Below are 21,030 nucleotides of genomic sequence, written 5' to 3'. Positions count from 1 at the left end.
CCCCCGATGTCCCTCGAGAAGATTACCGATTTGCTCAACAAGCAGAAATTGGTGGAGAGCATGGTCCATAGCCAGAGCATGCCCCGTCAGGATCTTGTAGCAACCATTGTGCACAGGCAGCATCTGGCCGAATTACAGAACTTGATCGCCAAACTGCCGACGCAGGAAATCGGCAATATCCTCGAAGCCTTGCCGACAGAGGAGGCTGTGCTTCTCTGGAAGCAAATCCCCGAAGAACGGGAAAACGATATTCTGTGGGAGGTTTCGGACTCACTCCGGGAACAGTTGGCTGGCAGCCGGGAACCCGGCTTTGCCGAAAGCCAGCTGAACGCCTTTGAGCTGTTCGAGGGACGGTTGCGGCAGATCGCGATCACCGGCCGCAAAGACCTGGAGGGCGTTCGCCCGATATGGGTCGACCTGCTCAATGCCACCGAAGCAGAACGCGCTTATGTGGGCAAGCATTTCGGATTGGAGCTTCCGGACCCGGGCGACACCACCGACCTGGAGGTCAGCTCACGTTTCCATGTCGAGGAAAACAACGAGATCCACCTCCACTCGAACTTCCTGCTCGATCGCGAAGGCAATTCACGCAGCGTTCCCGTGGCGTTCATCCTGCATGACGGCATCCTGTTTTCAGTGCGCCACGAAGAGTTGCCGGTATTCCGTTTGCAACGACGCCGCGCCCGCACACAGCCGGGCTATGTCTCGGACTGCAACGACCTGTTGCTCGACCTGTATGGGGCGGATGTCGAATACTCGGCGGACTCCCTGGAGGACATTTACAACACCCTTCGCAAGGTGGGGCGCCATGTACTGAGCGAAACGATGAGCGACACGGAGGCGGCAGCCATTCTGGCGGACATCGCGGAAGAGGAGGACCTCAACGGGCGCATTCGCAGCAACATCCTCGATACCGACCGCGCACTGACCTTCCTGATGCGATGCAAGATCCTGTCTTCGAACCAGTTCGACGATGCAAGACAGACGCTGCGGAACATCGAGTCCCTCAACAGCCATACCGCATTCCTGTTCGACAAGATCAACTTCCTGATGGATGCCACCATCGGCTTCATCAACATCAACCAGAACAAGCGCGTTTCCCAACTGACCGTATTCGGTGTGGTGTTCATGCCCCTCAACATCCTGGCGGGTGTCGGCGGCATGTCCGAATTTTCGATGATGACCCAGGGAATCCCCTGGCCTATCGCCTACGGTTCATTCGTGGCTGGCATGGGACTGATCGGCTGGGCGACTTATGTTGCGCTGAAATATTCCGAGAGCCGGAAGCTGAAAAGCCGAGCTAGGGCGACTCAGGTCAAAGTAGTGCGGGATTTGCTCGACCTGAAATGAATCCTCCCGGGAAGCCTGAATTTCCAGCTTCCCGATCAAGACCCCAAACAACCGTTACTTCAGCCCCAACACGTCCTGCATGTCGTACATGCCTGCAGGATTCGCCTTCAGGAAGCGGGCAGCACGCAGCGCGCCAAGCGCGAAGGTGGCGCGGCTGCTGGCCTTGTGGGTGATCTCGATGCGCTCGCCTATGCCAGCGTATAGCACGGTGTGGTCGCCGACGATGTCGCCGCCGCGTACCGTGGCGAAGCCGATAGTGGACGGATCGCGTTCGCCGGTCACGCCTTCGCGGCCGTAAACAGCGCATTGCGAGAGGTCGCGGCCCAGCGTACGCGCCACCACTTCGCCCATGCCCAGCGCGGTGCCGGACGGCGCATCGACCTTGTGGCGGTGATGCGCTTCGATGATCTCGATGTCATAGCCATGGCTCAACACGCGCGAAGCGGTCTCCAGCAGCTTGAACACCAGGTTCACGCCCACGCTCATGTTGGGCGCGAACACAACGCCGACGTCCTGCGCCGCCGCGCCCAGCAAGGCCTTTTCCTGCGCATTGAAGCCGGTGGTGCCGATCACCATGTTCACGCCGAGCTTGCGGCAGATTTCCAGATGATGCAGCGTACCCTCGGGACGGGTGAAGTCGATCAGCGCATCCGCGCCCTTCAACGCAGCCTCCACATCCGCCGTGATGGCAACGCCGCGCGTGCCGCCGAACTCGCCGGCATCGCGTCCCAGCAGCGCGCTGCCGCTGTGCTCCATCGCGGCATGCAGCACCAGGTCGTCTGATTGCGCCACGCCTTCCAGCAAAGCGCGCCCCATGCGTCCGCCGCAACCGGCGATGGCGATTTTGATCTTGCTCATGTTCTGTCCTTTACTTTGCAGCCTGTTCGGCGACGATCAGCCATGCGCCGCCGACCTTTTCCAGTTTCAGCGTCTTGCGCATACTGTCCTGATGGGTGTCGGAGCGGTAGTCCTGTTTAAAGGTCGCGCTGGCATGGCTGTCATCGCTCAGCTTGACCTTCAGGTCGCTCACATCCACGGCGATGGAGTTCGCCTTGCCGATGCGTTCCTTGCGCTGCGCCTCCCACTTGGCCCGGCTCATCCCGGCGGGCTTGAAGCCGACGGCATAGCTGGACAGGTATTGCGCCACGTCACGCGCCGCCCAGGCTTCGGCCCAGGACTTGACGGCGCGCTGCACGTCCTCCTCTGAGGCACCGGTCGCGGCGGGCTTTTCCGCCTGTGCTTTTGCCACAGGCTTGCCCACGCGCTCGTCGGCGATCAGCCAGTTGTCGCCTTGCTTGACCATGCTCAAGGTCTTCTGCACCTCATCGCGGTAGGCATCAGAACGGTAGCTCTGGGTGAAGGTGACCGTCGCATGGCGGTCATCCTGCATGTTCGCGCTGACATCGCTCAGCGCGACCTCAATCACCTTGGGCTTGCCGATGCGCGCCTGGCGCTGTTTCTCCCAAGCCTTGCGAGTCATGCCTTGCGGTGCATAGTCCGTCGTGTAAGCCGCCAGATAGCCGGCCACATCCTTCGCCGACCATGCCGCTGCCCAAGCCTCCGCACGCTTCAGCACATCTGCCGCGGGATCGGCCTTGGCGACAGGCTGGGCTTCCTCGACCGGCTGTTTCGCCACCACCGGCATATCCTGTACGGTCTTGCCGTTGTCATCCACGCGCACCAGGTTGTCGCCCTCGAAATACAGCGTCAGGTTCTGCTTCTCGACGATCTCGCCCTCATGTTCCAGGCGGTACGCGTAGTCCCAGCGGTTGCCGTGGAAGGCGTCGCTGACCATGGGCGTGCCCAGCACGTAGCGCACTTGCGACCTGGTCATGCCGAGCTTGAGCTTTTCGCGCATCTCCGGCGTGACGTAGTTGCCCTGGCGGATGTCCATTTTGTATGGCGTCAGGGCGGGCGTGTGGAGATAGCCGCACGAGGACAGCAAGAGGGAAGCCAGAATCAGTTTGGTGCGCATAGTGATCTCGTCGTTTCAATATTCAAAGCCGCGGCATGATACCTCAACCCACCGCACCCAACATCTCCGCCGCATGCTTGCGCGTGGTCTCGGTGATCGTCACCCCGCCCAGCATGCGCGCGATCTCCTCGATGCGCTGTTCATCGTCCAGCACCGCGATGTGGCTCAGTGTGACGCCGCCCTCCACCGCCTTGCTCACCTGCCACTGGTGATCGGCGGCAGCGGCGACCTGCGGCAGATGGGTGACGCACAGCACCTGATAGTCGCGCCCCAGCTGCTTGAGCAGATGCCCGACGATCTCCGCCACACGCCCGCCGATGCCGCTGTCCACCTCGTCGAAGATCAGCGTCGGTACGCTGGCGACCTGGCTGGTGGCAACCTGGATCGCCAGGCTGATGCGCGACAACTCGCCGCCTGAGGCGACCTTGGCCAGACTGCGCGGTGGCACGCCGGGATTGGCCGCGACCTGAAAGTCGATGCTCTCCAGCCCGCAGGCATTGCCCTCTGCCAGCGGCAACAACGCCACGGCAAAGCTGCCGCCCTGCATCGCCAGCGTCTGCATCGCGGCGGTGATCTCATGCGCCAGTTTGTCGGCGGCCAGCTTGCGCCCCGCACTCAGTTTTCGCGCCTCCGCCAGATATCCCTGCTGTGCAGCTTGCTCCTGTTTTTCCAGTTCGGCCAGATCGGCATCGCCGCCCAGTTGTTCCAGACGAGACTCGATGCGCTGCAACACCTCGTGCAACTGCTCCGGCGCAACGCGGTATTTGCGCGCGGCGTCCATCACATCCCGGATGCGCTGCTCCAATTCACGCAGGCGCTGCGGATCGTTGTCGAGGCGCTGCTGGTAATGGCGCAGCGCGTACACCGCCTCCTGCAGCTCGGCCTGAGCGCTCTCCATTATCTTCAAAGTGTCGCCCAGGCTCTCGTCATGCGCCATGCCGTCGCGCAGGCGCGAAGTCAGCGCGTTGAGCTGCGCCAGGCAGGCGGAATCGGATTCACTCAGGGTTTCGATGCCGAACGCTGCAGTCTCCAGAAGACTCGCGGCATGGGCGAGACGCGCATGGTCGACCTGCGTCTCGGCCCATTCCGCCGCATTGAAGTTCAGGCTGAGCAATTCGTCGCGCTGGAACTGCAACAGTTCGCGCTCGGATGCCAGCGCGCCGGCGTTCTCGCTCAGGCTGATGCGGCTGCGGCGCAGCGCCTGCCAATCGCGGTACAGCGTCGCGACCTGCTCCGCCGCACCCTCCATGCCCGCGTAGCCGTCCAGCAACACGCGCTGTGCATCGGGGCGCAACAATGACTGGTGGGCATGCTGCCCGTGGATATCGAGCAACTGGTCGCCCGCCTCTCGCATCTGCTGCAGGGTGGCAGTGCGCCCGTTGATGAAGCCGCGCGAACGCCCGCCCGCATCCAGCACGCGACGCAGCAGGCAGACACCCTCATCGCCTTCCAGCTCCTCCTCGCGCAGCCATGCGCGCATTTGCGGCAGCGCAGAAATATCGAACTCGGCGGAGATCTCGGCGCGCTCGCTGCCATTGCGCACCATGGCGGCATCGCCGCGCTCTCCAAGCGCCAGGGACAAAGCATCTATAAGTATGGACTTGCCCGCACCGGTCTCGCCGGTGAGCGCGGTGAAGCCGGAAGAAAAATCCAGCTCGAGCGAGGAGACGATGACGAAATCGCGGATGCTAAGAAATTTGAGCATTACAGCGTCTGGTTCCAGAGCAGCTTTTCGCGCAGGGTATGGTAGTAGCTATGCCCAACCGGATGCAGCAGACAGGCAGGCTCGGGATAACGCGTGACCACCAGTTTGTCGTGCAGCTCCAGGTCGTAATGGGTGTGGCTGTCGTAGCGCACGCGGATGTCGCCGGTGCGGTGCATCAGCAGTTCCAGCACCGAGGTGCTCTTCACCACCAGCGGGCGGTTGCTCAGCGTGTGCGGGCAGACCGGCACCAGCTCCAGCACGTCGAGGCCGGGATGAATGATCGGCCCGCCCGCCGACAGGGCGTACGCCGTCGAGCCGGTGGGGGTCGAGATGATCAGGCCGTCTGCGCGCTGGTTATAGAGGTATTCGCCGTCGATGCGCACCTCGAACTCGACCATGCTGCTGATGCTGCTGCGATGCACCACCACTTCGTTGAAGGCCAGTCCGCTGAATATCTCCTGATCGTTGCGCAACACGCTAGCCGTCAGCAGCAGGCGCTGCTCGGTGACGAACTTGCCCTCCAGCATCGCCGAGATGGTGTCCTGCATGTTATCCAGCGTCAGGTCGGTAAGAAAGCCCAGCCGCCCCTGGTTCACCCCGACCAGCGGGATACGGTAGGGAGAAAGGGTGCGCGCGATGTTCAGCATGGTGCCGTCGCCGCCGATCACGATCGCCAGATCCATCGTGCTGGCCATTTCATTCAGCGCCATCACCGGGTAGGGATTGTCCTCGATGTGCTCGGCAGTCAGGCTGTCCACCACCACATTCAATCCCCTGGACGACAGGAAGGCAGCCAGACGCAGCAATGGCTCCGCAATATCCGGGGCCTTGTGCTTGCCGATCAGCGCGACGTTCTGGAAGGGGAATTTCATGGGCGCGATTAAAGCATATCGCCCCATGAAAGACAAAGACGGACAGCGAAAGCGGGGAAGACTTTCATCTTCCCCTCTCTCCAGCCTGAAGAGGCTGCCTGGTTCAGATCACGAGCATCAGGCTGGCGCCAACAAAGCTCCAACTCAGCAGCGTGATATACATCATTACGGCCCATGCCACCGCTCCGGCGGCCAGGATAGAGCCTGAAAGCAATATGGCATGGCCCTTTTCCTCGACCTTGAGGATAGCCGGCACGTTATAGAAGATCAGCATGCCGGAGAATATCAACGCCAGGGAAATGACCGTGAGGTTGAGCATGAAACTGGGGATGAACAGGAACAGCGGCGCAAGCCATAACGGCGTCGGCACCACCACTGCCAGCTTGTAGCAATCCTCAAAGGCGGGCTTGATGTCTATCACGTCGCCCAGTCGCTGAATGACGTATGCGACCACGAAGGTCATCGCCAATTCGGCAAGGAAAAACACCATGCCGATGGCTTCAAGCTGTACAAGACTCAGCGCAGGCAATAAATGCCCGCCATACGTGATTCCGGCGTAATAGATCATTGCCGGCGGAACCACGGACAGCGGCACTGCATAGAACAAGAACAGCGTCAGCACCGACATATGACTGTGCGTGAAGGTATCCCACATCGTAGAGTGGGGAGTATGAAGTTGTGCCATGATAAACCTCCTATTCCGGAAGTATTAAGTGACACTTTAGGTCCCAATAACCGACAATAGTTTCAGGGTATTCATAGGTAAAAATAACTAGATAGAGTCCCGTTCGCTTGGGCGAACGGCGATCAACCTTGGGAAACCTGCGGCTCATGCTCGCGGACCCTGAACCACGCCGCATATAGCGCCGGCAGGAACAAGCAGGTCAGCAGCGTGGCGACCACCAGGCCGCCCATGATGGACACCGCCATCGGCCCCCAGAACACCTGGCGCGTCAGCGGGATCATCGCAAGGATGGCCGCGCTTGCGGTTAGCACGATGGGCCGGAAGCGGCGCACGGTGGAGCCGACGATGGCGTCCCATTGCGTCTTGCCCGCCGCTTCGTCCTGGCGGATCTGGTCCACGAGGATCACCGAGTTGCGCATGATCATCCCCGCCAGCGCGATGAAGCCGAGGTTGGCGACGAAGCCGAACGGCACCCGGAACACCAGCAGCGCGAGCGCGACTCCGATCAGACCAAGCGGCGCGGTGAGCAGCACCATCACGGTGCGGCTGATGCTCTGCAACTGCACCATCAGCAGGGTGATGACGCCGACCAGCATCAGCGGCATCACGGCGGCAATGGCGGTCTCCCCCTTGGCGGATTCCTCGATGCTGCCGCCCATCTCGATGCGATAGCCCGTCGGCAGCTTCGCGCGCAGTTCGTCGAACTGCTTGTCGAGCTGCACCGACACCGTCGCGGGCTGTACCTTGTCCGTTATGTCGGCGCGCACGGTCATGGTCGGCAATCGGTTGCGCCGCCAGATGATGCCCTCCTCCTGCACCGGCACCAGCTTCGCCACCTGTGCCAGCGGCACATGGCGTCCGCCCGCGAGCGGAATGTCGATGTCGGGCAGGCGCTCCAGCGAACGGCTATCGCTGTCCGCCCCACCGCGCCATACCACGTCGATCAACTGGTCACCCTCGCGGTATTGGGTGAGCGCGACGCCGTTAAGCCAGCCCTGCAAGGCCTGCGCGACCTCCTGACTGGAAGTACCCAAGCGCCGCGCCTTGTCCTGATCGACCTCGACACGCACGCTCTTGACCTTCTCGTTCCAGTTGAAATTGACGTTCTGCAGATGCTCATTGGCGCGCATCATCGCCGCGACCTGTTCGGCAATCTCGCGTATCTTCCCGAGGTCGTCGCCCATCACGCGGAACTGCACCGGGTAGCCGATAGGCGGGCCGTTTTCGAGGCGCACGACGCGCAGGCGCAGGTGCGAGTAATCGTCGGCGGCGAAACGTTCTTCGAGCCGCTTCTTCAGGTCCTCGCGCTCCTTCAGTCCCTTGGTGACGATGACGAACTGGCCGAAGTTATCGGCGAACAGCTGTTGATCGAGCGACAGAACGAAGCGCGGCGCGCCGTTGCCGACGTAGGCCGAGTAGTAGTCCACCGCCGTGTCGCCCTTGAGCAGTTGCTCGATGCGCTCGACTTCGTGCGCTGTGGCCTTGAGCGACGCGCCTTGCGGCAGCCACACGTCCACCATCAGCTCCAGCCGGTTAGCTGAGGGGAAGAACTGCTTCTGCACGAACTTGCCGAACAGCGCCATCGACAGGATGAAGATCAGCACCGTGGCGAGGATGACCTTCCAGCGGTTGCGCAGACACCAAGTTACCAGCGCGCGGAAGCGGCGGTAGAACGGCGTGTCGTAGATATCCTCGCCGTGGCGCTGCGCACGGGCGATCAGCTTCTTGGGGTCGAGCAGCTTGTAGCCGAGGTATGGCGTGAACACCACCGCGACGATCCACGAAGTCAGCAGCGCGATGGTCACCACCTGGAAGATGGAAATGGTGTATTCGCTCGCCGCCGACTTGGAGAAGCCGACCGGCGTAAACGCCGCGGCAGTGATCAGCGTACCGGTGAGCATGGGGAACGCAGTCGAGGTATAGGCGAATGTCGCCGCCTTGAAGCGGTCCCAGCCCTGCTCCATTTTCACCACCATCATCTCCACCGCAATGATGGCGTCATCCACCAGCAGGCCGAGCGCGATCACCAGCGCACCCAGCGAGATGCGCTGCAGATCGATACCGAACACTTTCATCAGGAAGAAGGTGATCGCCAGCACCAGCGGAATGGACAGCGCCACCACGGTGCCGGTGCGCCAGCCCAGGCTCAGGAACGACACCGCCAGCACGATCAGGATCGCCTCGGTGAGCGAGCTCTCGAACAGGTGGATGGAACCGTGCACCACCTCCGGTTGGTTGGCGACCACGTGCACGTCGATGCCCGCCGGCAGATCGGCCGAAATGTTCTTCATCGCCTGTTGCAGGTTCTCGCCGAGGTCGATCACGTTGCCGCCCTTGGCCATCACCACGCCGAGGCCGATCGCGGGCCGGCCCGCGACGCGCATCTGCGGCGCGGGCGGATCGGCCAGGCTGCGGCTCACCTTGGCGATGTCGCCGAGGCGCAGGTGCTGGCCGTTCACCAGCAGATCGGCATCGCGCACCCGCTCCACGCTGTCGAACGCGCCGCTCACGCGCAGCCGGATGCGGTCGCTGGCCGTCTCGATGAATCCTGCGGGGCTTACCGCGTTCTGTTTCTGCAAAGCCTCGGCTATCTGCTGCACGCTGACTCCCATGCTCGCAAGCCGGTTGGGCGTCACGTCGATGTAGATCTTTTCGTCCTGCACGCCGATCAGTTCGACGCGCTTCACGTCGGGCACTCGCCTAAGTTCTAGCGCGATATGGTCCGCATGGCGGCGCAGCGCGGCGACATCGAAGCCGTCGCCGGTCAAAGCAAAGATGTTGATCTGCACGTCGCCGAACTCGTCATTGGGGAACGGCCCCTGTACGCCCGCGGGCAAGGTGTGGCGGATATCGTCGAGCTTCTTGCGTATCTGACGCCAGGCTTCGGGCACCTCGGGCTTGGGTGTGTAGTCCTTCAGGATCACGAACACCAGCGACTCTCCAGGTTTGGAGGCCGACTGCAGCACGTCCACCCACGCCGTCTCCTGCAGCTTCTTCTCGATGCGCTCGGTCAGCTCGCGCTCCACTTCCTGCGCCGAAGCGCCCGGCCACAGCGTGCGCACCACCATCACCTTGAAAGTGAAGTCGGGGTCTTCCGCACGCCCGAGCTTGAAGTAGGAGATCGCGCCCGCCGTCATCAGCACGATGATGAGATACAGCACCATCTGCTGGTGCGTCAGCGCCCAGCTGGAAAGGTTGGGCAGTCGCTTCATTTCGCGCCGCTTTCGACGATACGGATCTTCTCGCCCACGCTGAGCTTGTGCACCCCGGCGCCGACGATGCGTTCTCCGGCTGCGAGGCCACCGGCGATCACCGCGCCGTCATCGCGATAGGCCGCAACCTGTACCGGGCGCAGGCTGAGGCTGCGGTCTGCCTCGACGATCCATACCGCCGACTTGTCGCCCTGCTGGAAGATCGCCGTGAGTGGCACGATGAAGCGGCCGTTCTTGTCGGCGCCACCGAAGCTAACACTCGCCGTCATGCCCAGTGCCAAACCCGCGGCGACCTTATCCAGCGCAACGCGCGCCGGATAGGTGCGGCTGACCGAGTCGGCGGCGGGCGCGAGTTCGCGCAAGCGCCCCGTGAAACGCGTTTCGCCGTCACTCGCCCACAGGGTGATCTCCGCGGGTGCTCCCAGCTTCAGTCCCGCCAGTTGCGACTCCGGTATGGAGATCGCCACTTCGCGCTCGCCCTCCTGCGCCACACGCAGCACCGGCTGACCGGCGCTCACCACCTGCCCTGCTTCCGCCAGTGTCGCCGCGACCACGCCGCTGCGATCGGCCCGCAATGTGGTGTAGGCAGCCTGGTTGCGAGCCAGACCGGCCTGCGCGGCGGCGGCCTTGAGCGCGGTCTCTTTCGCGTCGAGCGCGGCCTGGCTGACGAAACCTCGTGCGCGCAGTTCGCGATAACGTTTCGCATCGGCCTCGGCCAATTGGTATTGTGACTCTGCCGCACTCGCCTGCAGAGCAGTGTCGGCAGCATCCAGCCGTGCCAGCGGCTGCCCAGCCTTGACAGTCTCGCCCGCATCCACCAGCCGCTCGACGATCTTGCCGCCGATGCGGAACCCCAACTGCACCTCGTGCCGCGCGCGGATCTCGCCGCTGTATATGTTGCCGGCATGAGCCGCCTGCGTACCCACCACATGGGTCAGCGCGGGGCGCTCGATCTTGGCGGGCGGAGCTTCTTCCTTGCCGCAGGCGGCGAGCGCGACAACGATCAGGAACGGGAGTGTCTTCTTCATTGTTTCTTCTCCAATCCATTCAACAGCAAATCCAGGTGGGTACGCAGATAGGTTTCCGGATCTTGTCTGCCGCAACCGCAAGGGGCCAGCGAATAACGCCAGATTGTCAGCATCATCACGGGCGCAAAGATCACGTCGATAGCCGATTCAATGTCCACGGCACGGAACTCTCCGGCCGCGATGCCGCGCTCCAGCGCCTGGCGCAGCAGATTGCGGCCGCGCACGATGACGTGCTCGTAGTAATATTGAGCGACATCGGGAAAGTTGCCCGCCTCGGAGATCATCAACTTGGAGATACCGCCCAGCGGTGTCGCGCCGACCAGCTCCCACCAGCGCAACAGCAACCCCTGCAACAGCGAACGCGCGTCACCATCGTGCTGCACCAACATCGCCTCGCCCTGATCGAGCACCGGGAAGATGCCTTGGCGGATCACCGCCTTGAACAGCTCTTCCTTGCTGTCGAAGTAAAGGTATAAAGTGCCCTTGGACACGCCGGCCTGGGCCGCGACGTCATCCAGTTTCGTGGCGGCGAAGCCGCGCTCGACGAAGTGGTCCAGCGCCGCCGCGAGCAGTTCGGCGGGACGCGCTTGCTTGCGGCGCTGGCGTGGTGAAGTTGCAACATCCTGATTCATGGTGAAAAGATACTGACTGACCAGTCAGTAATGTAAAGACCCGCCCGGAGTCTGTCAACGCCGATTATCTTTAAATTCATGCCGGATCAATTGCTTGCCGCCCATCCAGGCAAACCATCTACAATCGAGGGCTTCTCAACTCGAATCGAAATGCCATCCAGCCAACCATGAACACGGAAACCGAAAACAATTACCTGGTTATCACCGCCTCTGGCGAAGACAAGATCGGCCTCGTCGAGCGGCTGTCAGGCAGGATCTCCGACAGCGGTTGCAACATCGAAGAGAGCCGGATGTCCGTGCTGGGTGGGCAATTCGCCCTCATCATGCTGGTATCCGGCCCCTGGCATGCGCTATCCAAACTGGAGACGCAAATGACGTCCCTGGGCGCGCAACTGGGCCTCACCATCATCCACGAGCGCACCCGCAAGCGCGAGCGGACCAAGCCTGCTGTCCCTTATAGCGTGGAACTCGTGACCGTAGATCGCCCTGGCATCGTGCGCAGCCTGTCGGCGTTCTTCTCCCGCAGCGGCATCAACATCGAGGAATTGCAGACCAGCATCTATCCCGCGCCGCATACCGGCGCGCCGATGTTCTCCGTCGTCATGACGGTGGGTATCCCGGCCGATGTCCACATCGCCAACCTGCGCGGCGATTTCCTCGATTACTGCGACGATCTGAATCTGGATGCGACCTTCGAGCCGGTACGGTGATGCTTGCATAAACTCGGACTGGCGCGGGCCAATCAACGCCAAGAATCCGCTGGTGATAGAATCCCGCCATGCTTAACGAACGCGCACAGATCCTGCTCAAGACCCTGGTGGAACGCTACATCAGCGACGGCCAGCCGGTCGGTTCGCGCACCCTCCAGCAGTACTCCGGCCTCGAAGTCAGCTCGGCCACCATCCGCAACGTCATGTCCGACCTCGAGGACATCGGACTGGTCAGCAGCCCGCACACCTCCGCCGGACGCATCCCGACGGGCATGGCCTACCGGCTGTTCATCGACACCATGCTGGTGACCCAGCCGCTGGACAGCGCGCGCGTGCTGCAGCTGGAGAACCAGTTGCAGCCGGACAATCCGTCGCGGCTCATCGCGCAGGCCTCCAACATCCTCTCCGACCTGACGCAGTTCGCCGGCGTGGTCGCCACGCCCCGTCGCGAAGCACTGACCGTGCGCCAGATCGAGTTCCTGCGGCTCGGCGAGAAGCGCGTGCTGCTCATCATCGTGATGCCGGACGGCGAAGTGGAGAACCGCGTGCTGCTGATGGAGAGGGATTACACCCAGTCGCAACTCACCGAGGCGGGCAACTTCCTCAACCAGAACTACATCGGTTGCAGCTTCTCGCAGATACGCGAAAAACTGCGCGGCGAACTGCGCCAGCTGCACCAGGACATGAGCGCGCTGATGGCCGCGGCGCTCGCCGCCGGCGACGAGGCGGCGGCGAAGAAATCCGAGGACTACGTCATCAGCGGCGAGCATCGGCTGCTGCACGTGAACGACCTGTCCACCGACATGAACCGCCTGCGCGGCCTGTTCGGCCTGTTCGAACAGAAGACCGAGCTGCTGCAACTGCTGGAAGCGGGCCGCAAGGGACAGGGCATCCACATCTTCGTCGGTGCCGAATCCGGCCTCGCCTCGCTGGAGGAATGCAGCGTCATCACCGCCCCCTATTCCGCAAACGGCCAGATCGTCGGCACCCTCGCCGTGGTCGGTCCCAAACGCATGGACTACCAGCGCGTCATTCCCATCGTGGACATCACCGCGAAGCTGCTGGGCAATGCGCTTTCCCAAAATTAACCGCAATCAGACATGCCATATTTGCCCGAACCCAGCTTCACCCACGGCACGCCGGAAAAGACCGGCATCCTGCTGGTCAACCTCGGCACGCCTGACGCCCCCACCACACCGGCGGTACGCACCTACCTGAAGGAATTCCTCGGCGACCCGCGCGTTGTAGAGATGCCGCGTGCAATCTGGTGGCTGATCCTCAACGGCATCATCCTCAACACGCGCCCGAAAAAATCCGCCGCGAAGTACGCCAGCATCTGGCTGAAGGAAGGCTCGCCGCTGCGCGTATACACCGAAAAACAGGCTGCGCTGTTGCAGGGCTATCTGGGCGAGCGCGCCCAGGCGCCCTTCGTGGTGGACTATGCGATGCGCTATGGCAATCCTTCGATACCCGCCGTGCTGCGCAAACTCAGGGAGCAGAACTGCCAGCGCATCCTGGTCGTGCCGATGTATCCGCAATACGCCGCCAGCACCACCGCCACGGTCACCGACATCGTGTACGGCGAGTTGCAGAAGATGCGGAACACGCCGGCGCTACGCACCATCAAGCACTTCCACGACCATTCCGGCTACATCAAGGCACTGGCGGGCAACATCAACGATTACTGGATGAAGAACGGCCGCCCGGAAAAACTGGTGATGAGCTTCCACGGCCTGCCCCGAAAATCGCTGGACCAGGGCGACCCCTACCACTGCGAATGCCAGAAGACCGGCCGCCTGCTGGCGTGGGAACTGGGACTGAAACCCGAGCAATACGCAGTCACCTTCCAGTCGCGCTTCGGCCGCGCCGAATGGCTGCAACCCTACACCGGCGCGACGCTGAAGGAACTCGGCAAGCAAAAGCTGAAACGCATGGACATCGTCTGCCCCGGCTTCGTCGCCGATTGCCTGGAGACACTGGAAGAGATTGCGCAGGAAGGCAAGGAAACGTTCCAGCATGCGGGCGGCGGCGAATACCACTACATCCCCTGCATCAACGATCGCAACGACTGGATGCACGCACTCACCGACCTGGTGATAGACAACCTGCAAGGCTGGCTCGTCAAGCCGGATGCGGCGGAACTGGAACAGGGCCGCTTGCGTGCGCTGGAGATGGGGGCCCCCAAATAGCCTCATTCCAGCGAATTGGATAGACAACAAAAAGCCCGCCGTTCCGGCGGGCTTTTTACTACGACAAGGCTATGGATTAGCCCTTTGCCGCGACCAGCTTCTCGTACTTGGCACGCAACTGATCCTGGGTTTCCGCATGATCGGGATCCTTGGGGATGCAGTCCACCGGGCACACTTCCACGCATTGCGGCGTGTCGTAGTGGCCGACGCATTCGGTACACTTGTTCGGGTCGATGACGTAGATCTCTGCGCCTTGCGAAATCGCGTCGTTCGGGCACTCGGGCTCGCACACGTCGCAGTTGATACATTCGTCGGTAATCATCAGTGCCATGGTTCTCTCCTCAATTAAAAATCAATCTAATATTTTTGCTGCAATCTTGCCGCCACCAGGGGCGAAACGAACTTGCCGACATCTCCGCCGAAGCGCGCCACTTCGCGCACCATGGTGGCCGAGATGAAGGTGTACTGCTCTGCCGGCGTCAAAAACAGTGTTTCGACCTCGGGATAGAGGTTGCGGTTCATTCCCGCCAGCTGGAATTCGTACTCGAAATCCGAAACCGCGCGCAAACCGCGCAGCACCACCCGTGCATCGTGTTCTTTCACGAAATTCATCAGCAGGCCGTTGAAACCTTCGACGCGCACATTGGTAAATTCGGCGAATACCTCGCGCGCCATGTTCACGCGCTCCTCCCGCGTGAACAGGGTCTGCACGCGGCTTTCCGCCACCGCGACGATGACCTCGCCGAACAGTCCCGCGGCGCGACGCACCACGTCCTCATGCCCGCGCGTGATGGGATCGAACGTCCCGGGATAAACCACCTTAATCATTGTTGCGTAAACCTATCAATTGGTAATGCACCTGCCCCGCCTTGCCCGACTTGAGCACCTGCCAGGGCTGTGGCACGTCCAGCCCCGCGCCGGCTTCCATATACACCACGCCGTTTTCGCTGAGGCGTTGCGGCAGGATTTCCAGCAGTTTGGGGAGGTAATCACTGTTAAACGGCGGGTCGAGGAAGATCACATCGTAGCGCTGCGTTTCACGGCGCGCGAATTCTAGCCCATCCTGCCCCCGTACGGCTACATTGGCGCAGCCCAACTTACGGATATTGTCCCGTAACACCCTCTCGACGACAGGGTTTTTCTCCACCATGACCACTTGCTCGGCGCCGCGCGACGCGGCCTCGAAGCCCAGCGCCCCGCTGCCCGCGAACAGGTCGAGGCAGGTACGCCCGTACAAAGTCTGGCCCAGCCAGTTGAACAGCGTCTCGCGCACGCGGTCCGGCGTGGGGCGCAGGCCGACCGCGTCGGGAAAGGTGATGACGCGGCTGCGCAACTCGCCGCCGATGATGCGTACCTTATTTATTTTCGTTCTCCCTGAGGTGCGCCGACGATCACCGTCGCCATGGCCTTGGGGTCGAGGTGGCGCGCAAACGCCTCGCGGATCTGCGCCACGCTGACCTGCTCGACCTTGCGCGGGAAGTCGTCCAGATAGGTCAGCGGCAGGTCGTAGAAGCCGATCATGCTCAGGTAGTCGAGTATCTTGCGGTTGCTGTCGATGCGCAGCGGGAAGCCGCCGACGATGTTCTGCTTGGCGGCGACCAGCTCCTTCTCGGTCGGGCCCTTGGCGATGAATTCCGCCAGCGTAGTGCGCACCAGTTGCAGGGCTTCGTCGGCCTGCTCCTTCTTGGTCTGCAGACCGATCTGGAACGCGCCGGGCTGCTTCATCGGCATAAAGTAGCTGTACACGCTGTAGGCCATACCGCGCTTCTCGCGCACTTCGTTCATCAGGCGCGAGACGAAGCCCCCGCCGCCAAGGATGTAATTGCCGACATACAGCGGGAAGTAGTCCGGGTCGCTGCGCGCCATGCCCGGAGCTCCGACCAGGATGTGGCTCTGGCTGGCCGGATGGGCGATACGCTGCTCGCTCGCAGCGATCTTCGTCGCGACCGGTGGCAACGCGGCCGGGGCGCCCCCCTTCGGCAACTGCGCGGTCAACTGCTCCGCGATGGCCTCGGCCTGCGCGCGCGATGCATCGCCCATGATGGCGACCACCACCCCGCCGGCCTGATAGTGAGCATCATAGAAGGCACGCAGATCCTGCACGAAGGTCTGCTCCACGCTGGCGACCTCGCCGGAGACCCGCAGTGCATACGGGTGCGTGCCATACACTGCCTTCTGGAACGCCTTGTCGGCGATGCTCTCCGGCTGGGTCTCGGCTTCCTTCAGCGCCGCGATCACGCGTGCCTTCTCGCGCGCCAATATCTCCCCGCGGAACAGCGGGCGCTGCAGCACACGTGCCATGATGTCCAGCGCCTTGTCGCGCTGGGCGGCGCTGCTCAGCGTACGCAGCGACACGCTCGCACGATCCTGGTCGAAGCTGCCGCCGAACTGCGCACCGACGTCCGCCATGCCGCGCGCGATCTCGTCCTCGGTCAGCCCCTCCGAACCCAGGTCGAGCAGGTGGTGGGTCAGCCCTGCGACGCCGGATTTGTCAGCCGTATCGAAGCTACTGCCGGCGGGGAAGCTCACCGCCACGTCCAGCATCGGGATGTCGTGATCCTCGACGAACAGCACCTTCGCACCGCTGGCGCTCTGCCAGTGCTGGATGCTGGGCGTGGCGAAGGCGACGGACGCGACACAGCACAAGGCCGCGGCGAAGACAGATTTAACGAACATGGGTGGCTCCTTGGGAGGGGCGTTTCGGTTTTCCGGAAAGTGGCTGCGGATCGAGCACCGCAACGGTGAGGTTGTCGTCCAGCAAGAACTCCTCGGCAACCTGGCGTACCTGATCGGCTGTGACCGCCTGAAGTTTCTTCAGCATCAGCGGGATGGCGCGATGCCCCAAGCCGATGCTTTCCATCTGGCCGATCTGCATCGCCTGGTAGAACACCGAATCCAGCTTGTACACTTCGCCCGCCGTCACCTGAGCCTTGACGCGCTGCAGCTCCTCCTCGCTCACGCCATCCTTCACCAATTGCTCGATCTCCTTGCGCAGCGCGACTTCGACGTCGATCACCGTCTTTCCCTCGGTGGGCGTCGCTTCAAGAGTGAACAGGCTGGGACCGCGCGACACCGAGTCGTAACCCGCGCCCACGCCGCTGGCGACCTGCTGCTCACGCACCAGGTGCTTGTTCAGGCGAGCCGATTCGTTGCCGTCCAGCACGCCCGCGAGTATTTCCAGCGCGTAGGGTTTCCAGTCCTGCGCCGGATCCTTGATAGTCGGCGCGTGGAAGCTCATCACCAGGTGCGGCAGTTCGGCGGGCGCCTTTACCACCAGCCGCTTGATGCCGCGCTGCTTCGGCTCGTCGTAATTCCGGCGCGGCTGCATGGTGCGCTTCGGGATCGCGCCGTAATAGCGCTGCGCCAGCGCGAACACCTCTGCGGATGTCACGTCGCCAGCCACGACCAGTGTGGCGTTGTTCGGCGCATACCAGCGGTCATACCACGCCTTGGCGTCGCCCACGGTGAGCAACTCCAGGTCGTTCATCCAGCCGATCACCGGATGATGGTAGGGGTGCTCTTCATAGATCGTCGCCATCATCGTTTCCTGCAGCAGCGCATGAGCCTCGTCGTCGGTGCGCAGGCGGCGCTCTTCCATCACCACCTTGACCTCCTTGCCGAATTCGCCGGCGGACAGGCTCAGGTTGCGCATACGGTCGGACTCGAGCTGCATCGCCAGCGGAAGCTTCGACTTGTGCAGCTGCTGGAAATAGGCGGTGTAGTCGTAACTGGTGAAGGCGTTCTCGCGCCCGCCCGCGGCGGCGATACGGCGCGAGAATTCGCCCGCCGGCACGGTGGCCGTCCCCTTGAACATCAGGTGCTCCATCACATGCGCGATGCCGGTCACACCGGTGCGCTCGTCCATGCTGCCCACCTTGTACCAGATCTGCTGCACCACCACCGGCGCGCGGTGGTCCTCCTTGACGATGACCTTCAGGCCGTTCGGCAGGGTGCGCTCGAACACCTCGGCCTGCGCGGCGGCCCCCAGCAGCAGTGCGAAGCAAAACAGATAAATCCTCATAGTCCCTAGCCCTTTAAGGTGTAATCGGCATAAAATGCCGCGCGCATTATGCGATATTTTCATCCTCACCTAAATGTTTAGTTTCCTGAAAAAGAATTCATCCGCAACCGCCGAAGCCAAGCCTGACGGCGGCTGGATCGCGCGCCTCAAGTCCGGCCTGGCGCGCACCGGCAACCAGATCACCGACCTGTTCAGCCGCGGCGGCAAGATCGACGAAGACCTGTACGAGGAACTGGAGACCATCCTCATCACCGCCGACGTGGGCATGACCGCGACCAACGCGCTGCTCGCCGACCTGCGCCACCTCGTGCGCGAACGCCGCCTGAGCGAGGCCGAGCAACTCAAGGAAGCGCTCGCCGAATGCCTGCTCAAGCTGCTCAAGCCTCTGGCACAGCCGCTGCAGGCCGACACCCACAAACCCTACGTAATCATGATGTGCGGCGTCAACGGCGCAGGCAAAACCACTTCCATCGGCAAACTGGCCAAATACCTGCAGGGACAGGGCCTGTCGGTGCTGCTCGCGGCGGGCGACACCTTCCGCGCGGCGGCGCGCGAACAGCTGATGACCTGGGGCGAACGCAACAACGTCACGGTGATCGCGCAGCAAAGCGGAGACGCCGCGGCGGTGATCTACGACGCGGTGCAGGCCGCGCAGGCGCGCAAGATCGACGTGGTGCTGGCCGACACCGCCGGACGCCTGACCACGCAGGCTCACCTGATGGAAGAGATCAAGAAGGTGAAGCGCGTGATCGCCAAGGCGCTGCCCGAGGCGCCGCACGAGGTGCTGCTGGTGCTGGACGCGAACACCGGGCAGAACGCGCTCTCCCAGGTCAAGGCATTCGACGAGGCGCTCGGCGTGACCGGCCTGATCCTGACCAAGCTGGACGGCACCGCCAAGGGCGGCGTCATCGCGGCGATCGCCAAGGCGCACCCGATACCCGTGCGATTCATCGGTGTGGGCGAGGGACTGGACGACCTGCGCCCATTCGACGCCGAAGACTTCGTCACCGCCTTGCTGGGGCTGGAGGCGTGATCCGCTTCAACCAGGTATCCAAGCGTTATCCCGGCGGCTACGAGGCGCTGAGGAACGTCTCGTTCGACATCGCCGAAGGCGAGATGGTGTTCCTGACGGGCCACTCCGGCGCAGGCAAGAGCACGCTGCTCAAGCTTGTGGCCGCCATCGAGCGCCCCAACTCCGGCAGCGTGCTGGTGAACAACCAGAACGTCGGCGTGCTCAAGGGCGGCGCGCTGCCCTACCTGCGCCGCAACCTCGGCATCATCTTCCAGGACCACAAACTGCTGTTTGACCGCAGCGTGTTCGACAACGTGCTGCTACCGCTGCAGATCTGCGGCTTCGATCACCGCGAAAGCGCCAAACGTGTGCGCGCCGCGCTGGACAAGGTTGGACTCCTCAAGCGCGAGAAGGCCAATCCCATCGCATTGTCCGGCGGCGAGCAACAGCGCCTGTGCATCGCACGCGCCATCGTCAACCGGCCATCCATCCTGCTGGCCGACGAACCGACCGGCAACCTCGACGCAGCCTATGCGCAGGAGATCATGGACATCTTCCGCTCGTTCCATCAGGTCGGCGTCACGCTGCTGATCTCCACCCACGACGAAAGCGTGCTGCAGGATGCAGGCGTACGCCGGCTGGCGCTCAAACAGGGGGAGTTGCAACCCACTTCGACAGGCTCAGGACCGGCATGATGCACGCACTCACCCAACACCTTGCCGTGCTACGCAGCGTCCTGCGCCGCATGTTCGCCTCGAAGCTGGGCGGATTGCTCAACATCCTGGTCATCGGCATCGCGCTCAGCCTCCCCGCCGGCATGTATGTGCTGCTGAAGAATGTGCAGGGACTGGTCGAGCAGCTTTCCGGCACACCGCAGATCAGCCTGTTCCTGGCGATGGATGCGAAGGCGGACAACGTCGACTCCCTCCGCCAGAGACTCTCTTCCCACCCTGCCGTCGCCAGCGTCGAATTCGTCGCACGCGACCGTGCGCTGGAGCAGCTCAAGCGCAGCACCGGGCTGGCCGACGTGATCGGCGGGCTGGACCGGAACCCGCTGCCGGATGCCTTCATCGTCTCGCCCAAACCGGACGAAGCTCAGTCGCTGGATGCCTTGCGCGCCGAACTGGCGAAGCTGCCCAAGGTCGAGCAGGCGCAACTCGATTCCGCCTGGGCCTACAAGCTCGAGGCCCTGCTCAGGTTCGGCCGCCTCGCCGTACTGATCCTCGCCAGCCTGCTCAGCCTCGCGCTGATCGCCGTCACCTTCAACACCATCCGCCTGCAGATACTTACCCAGCGGGATGAGATTGAGGTCTCCCGACTGATCGGCGCGACCGACGGCTTCATCCGCCGCCCCTTCCTGTATTTCGGGGCGTTGCAAGGATTGCTTGGCGGACTTGCGGCCTGGCTCATCGTGAGCGCCGGCCTGTGGCTGCTCAACCGGCCGCTGGGCGAGCTGTCGCAGCTTTACTCCAGCCAGTTCGTGCTGCACCCGCTCAGCCCGGGCGACAGCCTGTCCCTGCTGCTGTTCTCGCTCTATCTCGGCTGGCTGGGCGCCTGGCTGTCCGTGGCACGCCACCTGTCGCAGATCGAGCGCTAAGGAACCCATTCCCCCGGTTGGCACTCTTATTTCGGGAGTGCT

20 protein-coding genes are annotated in these 21,030 nt (G+C 62.7%); 7 read left to right on the top strand and 13 right to left on the bottom strand.

All coding sequences use genetic code 11. The features are described from left to right. Positions 1–6: 6 nt before the first annotated feature. Positions 7–1,350 (top strand): magnesium and cobalt transport protein CorA, encoded by a 1,344-nt coding sequence (locus tag FGKAn22_RS02660; protein ID WP_212786442.1) that lies wholly within the window; start codon positions 7–9, stop codon positions 1,348–1,350. A 54-nt stretch (positions 1,351–1,404) separates the two neighbouring features. On the opposite strand, the gene dapB is transcribed toward FGKAn22_RS02660, so the two are convergent. The 8 genes from dapB to FGKAn22_RS02620 all read right to left on the bottom strand — a co-directional run bounded on the left by dapB (position 1,405) and on the right by FGKAn22_RS02620 (position 11,459). Beyond that, positions 1,405–2,208 (bottom strand): 4-hydroxy-tetrahydrodipicolinate reductase, encoded by an 804-nt coding sequence (gene dapB, locus FGKAn22_RS02655; protein WP_212786441.1) that lies wholly within the window; start codon positions 2,206–2,208, stop codon positions 1,405–1,407. Between the two features lie 10 nt (positions 2,209–2,218). Then, positions 2,219–3,325: a L,D-transpeptidase Cds6 family protein gene (locus tag FGKAn22_RS02650; RefSeq protein WP_212786440.1), complete on the bottom strand. Its 1,107-nt coding sequence runs from the start codon at positions 3,323–3,325 to the stop codon at positions 2,219–2,221. A gap of 43 nt (positions 3,326–3,368) precedes the next feature. Further along, the gene (gene recN / locus FGKAn22_RS02645; RefSeq protein WP_212786439.1) at positions 3,369–5,030 is read right to left on the bottom strand and encodes a DNA repair protein RecN; all 1,662 of its coding nucleotides are present in this window, start codon (positions 5,028–5,030) and stop codon (positions 3,369–3,371) included. Further along, the gene (locus tag FGKAn22_RS02640; RefSeq protein WP_212786438.1) at positions 5,030–5,902 is read right to left on the bottom strand and encodes an NAD kinase; all 873 of its coding nucleotides are present in this window, start codon (positions 5,900–5,902) and stop codon (positions 5,030–5,032) included. Before FGKAn22_RS02640 ends, recN begins: the two co-directional genes overlap by 1 nt. 103 nt (positions 5,903–6,005) lie before the next feature. Continuing rightward, positions 6,006–6,587 carry a YIP1 family protein gene (locus FGKAn22_RS02635; RefSeq protein WP_212786437.1) on the bottom strand — a complete coding sequence of 194 codons (582 nt, stop codon included), beginning with the start codon at positions 6,585–6,587 and terminating at the stop codon, positions 6,006–6,008. Between the two features lie 122 nt (positions 6,588–6,709). Beyond that, a complete protein-coding gene (locus FGKAn22_RS02630; RefSeq protein WP_212786436.1) occupies positions 6,710–9,799 on the bottom strand; it encodes an efflux RND transporter permease subunit in 3,090 nt (1,029 codons plus the stop codon). Further along, positions 9,796–10,827 carry an efflux RND transporter periplasmic adaptor subunit gene (locus FGKAn22_RS02625; protein ID WP_212786435.1) on the bottom strand — a complete coding sequence of 344 codons (1,032 nt, stop codon included), beginning with the start codon at positions 10,825–10,827 and terminating at the stop codon, positions 9,796–9,798. Before FGKAn22_RS02625 ends, FGKAn22_RS02630 begins: the two co-directional genes overlap by 4 nt. Beyond that, positions 10,824–11,459 (bottom strand): TetR/AcrR family transcriptional regulator, encoded by a 636-nt coding sequence (locus FGKAn22_RS02620; protein ID WP_212786434.1) that lies wholly within the window; start codon positions 11,457–11,459, stop codon positions 10,824–10,826. Before FGKAn22_RS02620 ends, FGKAn22_RS02625 begins: the two co-directional genes overlap by 4 nt. A 167-nt stretch (positions 11,460–11,626) precedes the next feature. Between FGKAn22_RS02620 and FGKAn22_RS02615 the strand changes: the two genes are divergently transcribed. The 3 genes from FGKAn22_RS02615 to hemH all read left to right on the top strand — a co-directional run bounded on the left by FGKAn22_RS02615 (position 11,627) and on the right by hemH (position 14,358). Further along, positions 11,627–12,169 (top strand): glycine cleavage system transcriptional repressor, encoded by a 543-nt coding sequence (locus tag FGKAn22_RS02615; RefSeq protein ID WP_212786433.1) that lies wholly within the window; start codon positions 11,627–11,629, stop codon positions 12,167–12,169. A 68-nt stretch (positions 12,170–12,237) separates the two neighbouring features. Then, the gene (gene hrcA, locus FGKAn22_RS02610) at positions 12,238–13,257 is read left to right on the top strand and encodes a heat-inducible transcriptional repressor HrcA (protein ID WP_212786432.1); all 1,020 of its coding nucleotides are present in this window, start codon (positions 12,238–12,240) and stop codon (positions 13,255–13,257) included. A 12-nt stretch (positions 13,258–13,269) separates the two neighbouring features. Further along, entirely contained in the window at positions 13,270–14,358 is a 1,089-nt protein-coding gene (hemH, locus tag FGKAn22_RS02605) for a ferrochelatase (RefSeq protein ID WP_212786431.1), read from the top strand. Between the two features lie 76 nt (positions 14,359–14,434). Here the strand turns inward: hemH and FGKAn22_RS02600 are convergent, their stop codons facing one another. From FGKAn22_RS02600 to FGKAn22_RS02580, 5 genes are read right to left on the bottom strand one after another with little or no spacing between them, the layout of a single operon-like run. Further along, positions 14,435–14,689 carry a YfhL family 4Fe-4S dicluster ferredoxin gene (locus FGKAn22_RS02600; protein WP_212786430.1) on the bottom strand — a complete coding sequence of 85 codons (255 nt, stop codon included), beginning with the start codon at positions 14,687–14,689 and terminating at the stop codon, positions 14,435–14,437. Positions 14,690–14,715: 26 nt separating this feature from the next. Next, a complete protein-coding gene (gene coaD, locus FGKAn22_RS02595) occupies positions 14,716–15,186 on the bottom strand; it encodes a pantetheine-phosphate adenylyltransferase (protein WP_212786429.1) in 471 nt (156 codons plus the stop codon). Next, positions 15,179–15,721, bottom strand: a complete 543-nt coding sequence (gene rsmD, locus FGKAn22_RS02590) for a 16S rRNA (guanine(966)-N(2))-methyltransferase RsmD (protein ID WP_212787132.1) — start codon at positions 15,719–15,721, stop codon at positions 15,179–15,181. The genes coaD and rsmD overlap by 8 nt, the downstream gene beginning before the upstream one ends. Further along, positions 15,718–17,034: a M16 family metallopeptidase gene (locus FGKAn22_RS02585; RefSeq protein ID WP_212786428.1), complete on the bottom strand. Its 1,317-nt coding sequence runs from the start codon at positions 17,032–17,034 to the stop codon at positions 15,718–15,720. Before FGKAn22_RS02585 ends, rsmD begins: the two co-directional genes overlap by 4 nt. Then, the gene (locus FGKAn22_RS02580) at positions 17,024–18,379 is read right to left on the bottom strand and encodes a M16 family metallopeptidase (protein ID WP_212786427.1); all 1,356 of its coding nucleotides are present in this window, start codon (positions 18,377–18,379) and stop codon (positions 17,024–17,026) included. The genes FGKAn22_RS02585 and FGKAn22_RS02580 overlap by 11 nt, the downstream gene beginning before the upstream one ends. A gap of 73 nt (positions 18,380–18,452) precedes the next feature. On the opposite strand from FGKAn22_RS02580, the gene ftsY reads away from it, so the two are divergent. Genes ftsY through ftsX form a run of 3 tightly spaced genes read left to right on the top strand, consistent with a single transcriptional unit; the run spans position 18,453 to position 20,988 of the window. Continuing rightward, entirely contained in the window at positions 18,453–19,412 is a 960-nt protein-coding gene (gene ftsY, locus FGKAn22_RS02575; protein WP_212786426.1) for a signal recognition particle-docking protein FtsY, read from the top strand. Then, entirely contained in the window at positions 19,409–20,086 is a 678-nt protein-coding gene (ftsE, locus tag FGKAn22_RS02570; protein ID WP_212786425.1) for a cell division ATP-binding protein FtsE, read from the top strand. The genes ftsY and ftsE overlap by 4 nt, the downstream gene beginning before the upstream one ends. Next, positions 20,083–20,988, top strand: coding sequence for a permease-like cell division protein FtsX (gene ftsX, locus FGKAn22_RS02565; RefSeq protein ID WP_343214993.1), 906 nt, complete (start codon positions 20,083–20,085; stop codon positions 20,986–20,988). Before ftsE ends, ftsX begins: the two co-directional genes overlap by 4 nt. Positions 20,989–21,030 lie beyond the last annotated feature (42 nt).

The sequence above is a fragment of the Ferrigenium kumadai genome (assembly GCF_018324385.1).
GTDB lineage: Bacteria > Pseudomonadota > Gammaproteobacteria > Burkholderiales > Gallionellaceae > Gallionella > Gallionella kumadai.
Note: the sequence above shows the minus strand (reverse complement) of the source record. Positions and strands in the feature narration are given on the sequence as shown.